The 9,697-nt window shown below is 31.9% G+C and carries 9 protein-coding genes; 4 read left to right on the forward strand and 5 right to left on the reverse strand.

Translation table 11 applies throughout. The features are described from left to right. Positions 1-365: 365 nt before the first annotated feature. Together P618_RS07565 and P618_RS07570 are read right to left on the reverse strand one after the other, a co-directional pair. The gene (locus P618_RS07565; protein WP_156918924.1) at positions 366-596 is read right to left on the reverse strand and encodes a hypothetical protein; all 231 of its coding nucleotides are present in this window, start codon (positions 594-596) and stop codon (positions 366-368) included. A gap of 131 nt (positions 597-727) precedes the next feature. Beyond that, positions 728-868 (reverse strand): hypothetical protein, encoded by a 141-nt coding sequence (locus tag P618_RS07570; protein ID WP_021827708.1) that lies wholly within the window; start codon positions 866-868, stop codon positions 728-730. Positions 869-1,676: 808 nt separating this feature from the next. On the opposite strand from P618_RS07570, the gene P618_RS00440 reads away from it, so the two are divergent. The 3 genes from P618_RS00440 to P618_RS07575 all read left to right on the forward strand — a co-directional run bounded on the left by P618_RS00440 (position 1,677) and on the right by P618_RS07575 (position 4,707). Continuing rightward, positions 1,677-2,303: a superoxide dismutase gene (locus tag P618_RS00440; protein ID WP_021827709.1), complete on the forward strand. Its 627-nt coding sequence runs from the start codon at positions 1,677-1,679 to the stop codon at positions 2,301-2,303. Further along, positions 2,287-3,474, forward strand: a complete 1,188-nt coding sequence (locus tag P618_RS00445; RefSeq protein ID WP_021827710.1) for a glycosyltransferase — start codon at positions 2,287-2,289, stop codon at positions 3,472-3,474. The genes P618_RS00440 and P618_RS00445 overlap by 17 nt, the downstream gene beginning before the upstream one ends. Positions 3,475-4,521: 1,047 nt before the next feature. Next, complete coding sequence (locus tag P618_RS07575; RefSeq protein ID WP_021827712.1) at positions 4,522-4,707, forward strand: hypothetical protein; 186 nt, start codon at positions 4,522-4,524, stop codon at positions 4,705-4,707. 176 nt (positions 4,708-4,883) lie between these two features. Here the strand turns inward: P618_RS07575 and P618_RS00455 are convergent, their stop codons facing one another. Further along, positions 4,884-5,261, reverse strand: coding sequence for an IS1 family transposase (locus tag P618_RS00455; protein WP_024160979.1), 378 nt, complete (start codon positions 5,259-5,261; stop codon positions 4,884-4,886). A gap of 644 nt (positions 5,262-5,905) precedes the next feature. Between P618_RS00455 and P618_RS00460 the strand changes: the two genes are divergently transcribed. Then, positions 5,906-6,094 carry a hypothetical protein gene (locus P618_RS00460; protein WP_021827714.1) on the forward strand — a complete coding sequence of 63 codons (189 nt, stop codon included), beginning with the start codon at positions 5,906-5,908 and terminating at the stop codon, positions 6,092-6,094. A 290-nt stretch (positions 6,095-6,384) separates the two neighbouring features. Here P618_RS00460 and P618_RS00465 read toward each other — a convergent pair whose 3' ends face one another. Both P618_RS00465 and P618_RS08330 read right to left on the reverse strand, forming a co-directional pair. Next, positions 6,385-9,282 (reverse strand): hypothetical protein, encoded by a 2,898-nt coding sequence (locus P618_RS00465; RefSeq protein WP_021827715.1) that lies wholly within the window; start codon positions 9,280-9,282, stop codon positions 6,385-6,387. A 198-nt stretch (positions 9,283-9,480) separates the two neighbouring features. Then, positions 9,481-9,697: hypothetical protein (locus tag P618_RS08330; protein WP_204365627.1), on the reverse strand; the 217-nt coding region annotated here is incomplete at its 5' end.

Raw genomic sequence — 9,697 nt, forward strand, 5'->3', positions numbered from 1 at the left:
TTTTGACTTATCAAATAGTCGCTATACATATCAAGAAGATCCAGTTTCATTTTTTGTCCTTAAAAACTTACGGACGAAAAATATGATTATTTCAAGCAAAAATCAACTATTGCTGCGTAACATCAGTTCGTTATTTTAAAAGGACAATGGGCGATCAAATTTTTCAAAATGTACTTGACTCGTTAACCGACGCCTTTGAATGGAGCTCGACATAAACGTACTTTGTGGCCCGATCAATGGTCACAAAAAGGTGGTATTCTTTAAATTTCTTTTTTTCAGGAGTAGACTCTTCTTTTTTGGGTAAGTATTTAGTCTTTTGAGGCATCGATGCAGATTAGAGCCCATGAAATTAGGAATTTTCTCCTTCAAAGCACTATAAACATCATCAAGCGGAAGCTAGAAACGCGCCTGAATTCACACACAATCTTTTGCTTCTGTTGCAAATAAAACGCTTTTTGGCTGTGCAGGGCCAGAGCGTTTATCTTGAACACAACCGGATTTCTTCCACTCCAAAACAGTTTTAATAGTGAAGGCCCAAACGTTTTACTATTTTTAGCGGCGCTCTGTACAGAGTTTTGTATTTTTTTCGGACTCAAAGCGTCGTCTTGGCATTTTTATGCAGTATACTTTCCATAAATTAGCCTCCTTTTAGTTCCTTATAGGTTATACCATAAGAATTTGGAACTAAACAAATAAACTCGCTACAATACGCGTTCTTTCGTAATATTTACCGCTCTTTTACCCACAAGTTTTTCACTTTTTCTCCCCATCCTCTATCTTTGCAAATGGTGAGCTCTATTCCGCTTCCATCAATGTACACAAGACCTTCGTATAATATATTTTTATCGCTCCTTGGTGTGTATTTCATTTTTATTTATTTGCTTTTCACATAAGTTAAGATTTTTTTATAACTCCACGCCTTAACCAGTACCGTTCACCTCTGGAACTCATACTAAATTCACAAGCAATATTTTCTGATTTAGCATCTGGATGATTAGTATTGAATAAAAGACTCTTTTTTTTATAGTCGACTTTGCACCCAAATGTATCTTTGGGCTGAAATGTCCTTCACTTTTATAACGTAAATATCATCTGTTGATTGTTATTTTATTTATTCCAAAAACTCTCTATGATTCTTTTGGACTGTTACCTGCTTTGATAAAATTTATGACCTTTTCTCTTAAATTTATACTATATGGACGCGTTGATATTATCTACCTTTTTAGATAGAATATGCTATATTTTGCATTACAATTCAACTGTTTTTACTATAAACTTAAGGCAGCACCGCGCCATTGCCACACGCTATGATAAAACGTCTTAAAATTTTTTAGGCGCCATTCACTTGGCTTCAATTGTCGTTTGGCTTAATTGAGGACAGGCCCTATATACTTTCAAACTTTAACTTGAATTTATTATAGGAGCACGAACACTGTTTTGTCTGAAAATCTTCTATACGTCTGCAACAAAATTATATTTAAAATTTTTGATTATGCAGTCAGTCTATTAACATTTTTTGATTCGTTAAAATTATTTATAAATTAATTTGAGCGTTGATTTGATTTGTGTGCTAAATATTTTTTTAAAATTATTGAGTTAAATAAAATTTTTCTTGTATTCCTTAATGTATTCAGGGTATAATTACTCATTATGAGTTACACAAAAGGATCAATGTAATGTTTTTTCTTATGACTCTACCTTACGAATTTTGCGCACTAGAGCCTGTACTTTCTTCAAAAACTTTGGAACTTCATTATTCTCGTCATCATAAAGGGTACGTAGAAAAAACAAATGAATTGGTTTTACAAAACGCATTATATACAGATCTCAGTTTAGGAGAAGTTACTCAAAAAAGTTATGATCACAAACATTGGAATATTTTTAATAATAGCGCACAAGTAATCGCTCATAATTTTTATTGGAAAAGTTTAACACCATGTGAAGAGCTTCAAAATTTGAAATTTGGAGCGTTACGCCAACATATTGAAAACACCTTTACATCCGTGGAAAAAATGATAGAGCAGTGGATGTGTCAAGGGATAGCTCACTTTGGCAGTGGTTGGTCTTGGTTAATTTACAATAAAAAAACAAATATGTTAGAAATTACGTCTACTTCCAATGCTTTGTTACCTTGGGTAGAGTCTACAGATATTTATCCTTTGCTTACCGTAGATTTGTGGGAGCATGCTTACTATGTGGATTATTATAACCATAGAAAAACTTATTTAGAAAAAATTTTTCAGTGCTTAAATTGGAACTTTGCAGAACAACAATACAAACACGTTCATGAATACATCATCTGATAGATTGATAGAAAAACCAAAAATTGTTTATGTAGTCCCAGTATTGGATATAGGTGGGTGCGAAATGCATCTTTTATCTGTTCTGCCTGCGCTTCAGAAATGGTTTTCGATTCGTATATTAATTTTTCATCATCACGCTGGAGCGTTAGGACCGTTATTTGAAGCGCAAGGTATTGATTTAGTTTGTTTATTATCTCCAACATCTAACCAATATGGACGAATTCGACGATGGATTCAGGGTACATGGCGTCTTCGCAAGCATCTATCTACTAAAGTTGATATTCTTCATGCCTTTTTACCTATTGCTTATTGCAGTTCGGGAGTGGCATATCTTTTAAGTAGAAAAGTAAAACATTTTTTAATGAGTCGACGAGCTTTAAACATTTATGCTCAAAATAGGTATATATTGCGAAAATTAGAAAAGTTTTTACACAAACATCTTTGTCTGGCTTTGGGAAACAGTTCCGAGGTTTGTAAGCAATTAGAAGAAGAAGGTATCCCCCCTGAAAAAGTATACAAGATTTTTAATGGACTTCCACTAAGGCCTCTTTATTCGCTTCAAGAAAAAGAAACCATTCTCCAAAAAATTCAAGATGTTCCCCTGGGGTGGATTCGTATTGTTTATGTTGCTAATTTTATGAGTTATAAGGGGCACGAAGATCTTGTTGCCGTTTCAAAAACGTTATTATCTCTTGGTCATAGTCATTTTTGTTTTTTACTAGCAGGACGAGACTCTGAAGATCGTGCAACACGTTTAAAAAACAGGATAACTCAACAAGGAATAGAAAAACATTTTCGATTTTTAGGAGAAGTTTACGATCCAAGAACACTATTAAATTGTGCGGACATGGGGGTATTTCCTTCCCACGAAGAAGGGTTTTCTAATGGATTATTAGAAAAAATGGCTCAAGGACTAGCTGTTGTTGCAGTAGATGTAGGTGGTAATAGAGATGCAATTATTTCAGGAAAAAACGGTTATTTAATTCCTTTGGGGGATACTCAAGCTATGGCGCAGTCTTTAGCGCTTTTAATTTCAAATCCTGTTTTACGTACAAAAATTGGAAATGCAGCAAAACAAACCGTAGAAACTTTGTTTACTTTGGAACGTTGCGTTGATGCATATCGTATTATGTATCAAAAAATTTTATCTTCTTGTACGCATCATGGCTAAGACAAATTAAGAATAACATATCCCAAGTTTTGTTACTCGAAACAAATGTAGTAAATTAAGCTTGAGTTACAGCGATAGAAGCTTCTGTAACGCTTGGTGAAATCGTTTTCTAAAAAATTTCAGAATAAACATTTTTCTCAAGCAAATTATGGGCTATGGACTTTCGATCATTGCTTTTTCGACAACGATTTTCGGTTGCCTAGCAACGACAAGTCGTAATTTATTTGCTTTTTCTGCCTATAGTAATGATAGCGGTTACAATTGTATCGCAAGTTATATGTTTTTTTGAACATGTAGAACCAGCGTTAATGCCCTTATCCTTATGGATTATAAACATGAAATTGGTACAGCCAGCTTGCTATTTCCCGATCTCCCTCTTTTACATTCTTTATGGGATCTTTGTGGGGTTTTTGCATGATGAGATGTTGCTGCCAATTCCTCTTTTTTTTATGTTTTTAAGCTGATTTATGATAATTGTAAATCGTATTTGCTTGAACAGCTAATAGATCTGCTGCGCAAGTTTTTATGTAAATTTTATCAGAAGATACGGGATTAAGGGGCTAAAATAAGTTTAATCTCTCTAAGATACGCAAAAATTCAGAAAAATTCAATTGGTCTAACTCTTCATAGATTTGAAGAAATTGTCAGAACAGTTCATCCTTTGTGGAAAGCAATTGATAGGACGTTATCAACGTCCTGGGTATAAATAAGCTTGATCGAGAATAGAGAGGTAATGCGTTTACTCTATTACAGAAGGCTATAGTAAAAACAGTTGAATTACAATGCGAAATATGATACATTTTTTCTAAAAAAATAGATATAGTAATTTAGCTTCAAAACAGGATAAAAAGATGCTATTTTTAAGAAAAAATGACAAAGAAACACTACAGCTTAGATCTAAGGAAGAAAGTAATAGAATATATTAAGCTTGATAATACTCAAAACACGACATCCAAAAAGCAGCGTAAGTAGGTGGTGAAAGGTTGCCAAGAAACAGACCTCGCTTAGGCAGAAAGGGAGAAATAGCCTCAGAAAAGCTAAGGGTTTATGTCGAAGGCTAATGAAGATAAAAAAATAGAAGAGATAGCAAAACTATTTAATGCTAGTATTTCTGTGTATCGACGATTAAAGAAGCTAGGCTTTAGCTATAAAAAAACCTTTACCGACTTGCAATCAAGCCAAGAAAAACGAAAGCGCTATAAAGAAACCGTCAGAAAGTCTTGTATATATTGATGAAAGCGGTATTGAGATGACCATTTGTGTAGAACGCAGGATGAAGCAGAAAGGGGAAAAAGCTTAGTGCCAAAAAGAGCAGTAACTATTATCAGTGGACAAATATTATAGCTGAGTATGTTAATCATAAGAGAATTTTCACTTAAAGATAGATATTAATGTTTTTTTGATAGTGATTAAAGATTTCTGGTGTCGTAAGCGCACACCAAAGCTTGATTGATCCGTACACCATAAAATTCTTTCTTGGAAACGACTTTAGTACGTCTAGTCATGCGCTCTAGGTGATGTCTTGTATTACTATGATCTTTCTCTATGTATACAGTGCCTGATTTTCTAATACTATGGCGGTTTTTTGTAGAGACTTTAGAAAAAGTATCCCAGTCATTAGTATAAAATGTGCAATTTTTCAGATGTTTTACTTTTTCGTAAAGTTGTTTGAATGTTGCAGCATCACGATTTCCTGTAACCCAGTCAACAGTTTTTCGTGTGCTACGATCAACGGCTTTGATAATCCAGAGTTTTTGATTTTTTTTGGAAAAAATGCCACATTTCATCAAATTTCACTGCGTGAATGTGACCTGAAACCGAAAATTCTTATATTTTTTCGATCTTTGCCACAACCCACCTATATATAATAGAAGGAGAATAATGCCTTAGCTAAAGAGTATAAAATGACACATAAGGCTTTTTTGACAGCCGTTTCCCTTTTTTCCCCTCTTGTCATCTGCAATAAAGTTACAATCTCATTCCTTCGCTTATAACGCTGAACTTTGCGTAATATTACTGTTCCTTATGTAGTTTTCGGAAGTACACTTATTGCAATGCATTGCTGATGACCTGAATACGACACTATAGTCGTATTTTGATGTAAAACTATCTAAACGTTAAAGCTCTCCAAAATTTAATTTTTTTGGTAGCTGTCCCCTTAGTAGTGATGGTATTTCTAAGGTTGCTTTTGGGATCGAATTTACAAAAAAGAAAAATCTAAAAGGTATACTAAGGTGTTTAATGTTAAATTACACTGTTTTGGAATTTTTAAACGGTTTTAACTTCGAAACAAAGAGTAGACATGAGTTTCTTAGCGTAAGCGTGGATACTTAGAAAAAAAATTTATTTAAAAACACAAAAATTTAGCGATCTAGATTTTTTTAATATTTGGAACACATTTATATTTAAGAAAAGATTGTGCGCTTCCAAAGTGTTGTATCAATTAAATATAAAAAAAATAGAAAATAGTGGTCTTTTGTTAAGTGCGCTTAGTCAAAAAATAAAAAAAAGATGTCCCCACTACCAAAAAAGAAAAGAAATGCAAGCGGCTATAGTTGGAAAAATTTTGCCTCAATTTATTAAAAAACAATTGATAAGCGATGATCAGAAATTTATATAGACGATAGCAGAAACGGAAAATTTTTTAAATTCTTTGGAAAAAATTAAGATGTTTAGTCAAGCTCATAATTATGCGCTATCAAACTTATTAAAAATAGCGCCAAAAGTATTGAATACTCCTAAATTTTTGAAATTTTTTGATTAGTGACTTGACAAAAATTCAGATCGTCAAGTCAAGTTATTTACTCCTAAAATTTGAGTTCAATTGTCTTTTAAAAAGCCTCAATCAACATTGAAAAAAACAACTGTTACTACTCAATTATACGCACGGTAGAAAGTAAAAAACAATCGTTAATTTGTTTGCGCTTGTACAGATTCTTTGGCAATACTTCCAGAAAATATTCTTTTTTCCATACGCACATACGCTAAACGAAGCTCCCATAATGCTTTTCTTAAACGTTGATTCATTTTTGAAAAATCTTCTTTATTTAATACAGAACTTCCTCCATTGACAATCTCTGAGAATGTTGAACATACTAAAAAAGCAGGAGAAGCATTTGAATCATCTTTATTTGAAGATTCATCAATAGACGGATGTGCATGCTTAATAAATTTCTCTAAATCATTCTTGATATCTGTACGAAAAACAGGTCGATGAGCAAAATTAGTTGAAATTTTTACAACATCTTGATTGTAAAAAACTAAATTTAAAATGTCAGTTACTAATTTTTCGCACCCCTCATCAAGTTTTTTTAGGTTTACTTCGCAAGAATTTGCTTCAAAAACACATGAAATTTCTTCTTGAAAAAGATTGTATCCTGAAGTTCCCCAATCTAACGCTTTAATGACGTTCAAAAAAGAAAGATTTTCCTCTGGAACATTTTTCAAATTATTAGATAATACAACGTCTTTTCCCCAAAAATAAGAAACAACTAAACTGCTTAAGTCTTTTTTCATTTTTTCTGCTAAATCATTTTTTACAATTTGAAGCATTAATGACTCGTATCCCTTAAATAGCGGCGCTAATTCTGTTTGCAGACAAGAATCTAAATACGCTATACCTTTTTGAATCTGAGAATCGTGAAAAACATCTTTATTTTTGGCATTTGGGTATAAAATACGGATTAATCGAACTAAAAATGCTCGATCTTTTTGAAGTGATTCTTGAGTAAAATTTTGATTTAGCGCAGACCAATCAAGAAAAGCAAACTCTTTGGGATCTTGAATTTTTAAATCTTTATCAAAAATGAGAGCTTCTTGTCTATTTTTGATCTCATCAGAAATAAATTTTGCGAATTTTTTTGCATAACTTATTCCCTGAATGTTTTTTATCGCAGTTAAAACGTCAATTGCGTAATCATCTATATTGGCAAAGGAAAGTACGTCCAAAATGAGTTCTTTTGTTTTTTCTTGACTGGAAAAATTTGCAATAGAAGCAAAATCAAGATCAACATCTTCTAATAAATTTTCTGAAACTATCAATTTTTTTAAAATTTGACTCTTTAATTCGGGAGAAAATTCCGATAATCGATTTAATGCTTCTTTTTTGTAAAAATTACAAAAACCACTCACAAAATAAAAAGAGTCTGAGAAATTTAATTTATTCATTTCTTTACAATCCGGAGTTTCAAAAAAATTCTTACAAAATTTTTTAAAAACATTTGGGGAAATTTTTTCTCGGACTTTACACATGCGAGACCCAACAATTAAACGCCTAAAATCATACTCTAATGCCTCAAAACTTAGAACTCCATCGTCATCAAAAATATTCAAGGCTGCATCTTGTGTTGAATCACAAATTGCTAAAGCCACCGTGTCAAGACTGTTATCGTGCTTCATTATATCTTTAAAATTGATTTGCTCAAAAATATTTGGAGGAACTTTATGTTCACAAAGATACATCGCAGATACAATATCTTCAAGATACTGACTATCCTCTGTATTAACTTTTTTAAAATCGAGTCTTTCAACCATAGTTAAAAGTCCTTTATTCCTAGATTTAAAAAAATCTTCTACGCATTTCATAAACATCCACCCTTTTAATTCATTAATTTTTGAAAAATTTAATTTTTTAAAAATTCCTAAAGAAAGGTCTTGTTCAGAGATAAAAAAACCGCGCACAACATTTGAAAAATTTAAGTCACTCAAGCTATTGATTTTATCAAAATTCAATTTTTCAAAAAATTTCAAAGGGATTTTTTGCTTAGCGTTAAACAAAACATACAGAATATCTGCAAACTGATTCTCAGACTTGGACAGATTCATTTTTTGAACGATTTGCTCAATTTGAAAAATATTTAAATCAATTTTTTGATTGGCGTTGCAAAACGACGAGATAACATCAAAAAACTCAACTTCACTTAACGCATTTATTTTATCAAAATTTAATTTTTCAAAAATTTTTAAAAACTTTTTTTGCTTAGCGTTACATAACGTAGACATCATTTTTGCAAATTGAGAATTCATTTTTAAGGAATTAATTTTGTGAACGATCTGATCCATCTGGAAATGATCTAAATTCATCTTTTGATCCGAACTGCAAAGTGTTCGTATAATTTCAAAAAATAGAGACTCCCCTGAAATTTTATAAAAATCTAATCTTTCAAATAAGCTTAAAGAAAATTTCTGCTTAGCATTGCAGATGGCCGATATGATAGCACTAAAATTACTTTCCTCAAAAGTATTGACGCGTTCAAATCCTAACGTTTCAAATGTTTTTGTATCAAGAAATCCCTTGAACTTTAAAAACACTTCTATAATCTTAGTAAAATCACTTTCCTTTACTGTTTTGATTCTAGACACAATGTCTTCAAATAGTTTAGGAAAACCTAGGCGTTCTTGAGTTTTTTTGGATGGGTTTACGACCTCAGACAACAATAATCCCCAAGCAAAATGCGCCGTATCTGGAAAAATATTCATCCATTCTACGCCAAGTTCGAACATCCTTTCTTTTTCTAGAGCATCTACACAATCAGAGCTAAAAGATCCAGTAAATTGTTCCGATTTTTTTAAAAAATACTCTTTAAAAAAGTTTTTTACTTCTAACACGTGTTTTGCTTTTTGGGTCAACAGTTCTAAAATTTTTACGAGATCGCCAGAATCAATTTGATCTTTTCTAAGTTTTAAGCTTTTAACTACAAAACGCACATGCTTTGGATCGTCCCAATTTCCACTAATTAAGGACTTTAGAGGAGAAGAAAAAACTTGACTGCTTAAGAATATTAATGACAAGGCGTATTTTAATTTCATGAGAAAAAACTTTAATTTTCAACAAACGTACACTAAACCAGAGCACTTATGTTGTCAAGAAAAAATGTTATAAAAAACAAGTTATATCATTATGTCGTTATTAAATCTTTTTAATTTAATTTTGACGTTATTTAATATAAATCGTATGTTGATGATTTTAGGTCGAATATCTTCAAAAAGGAGCCTATACGGATTTCCTTAAATAATGTTTAAAATTAGGATGAAGAGACAAAAACAATCACGAATATTGTAATCTATTTTATTAAACTTCACTATATTAAGAATGTATTGTTTTTTATGTGCGCGTCGTTGTGTGGTCATTTCAATATTCTTCTTGACAACTTTTATACTGATGTTACGCAGCAATAGTTGATTTTTGCTTGAAATAATCATATTTTTCGTCCGTAAGTTTTTA

Origin of the sequence: Holospora obtusa F1 (genome assembly GCF_000469665.2) — a bacterium.
In the GTDB taxonomy this organism is placed as follows: Bacteria; Pseudomonadota; Alphaproteobacteria; order Holosporales; family Holosporaceae; genus Holospora; species Holospora obtusa.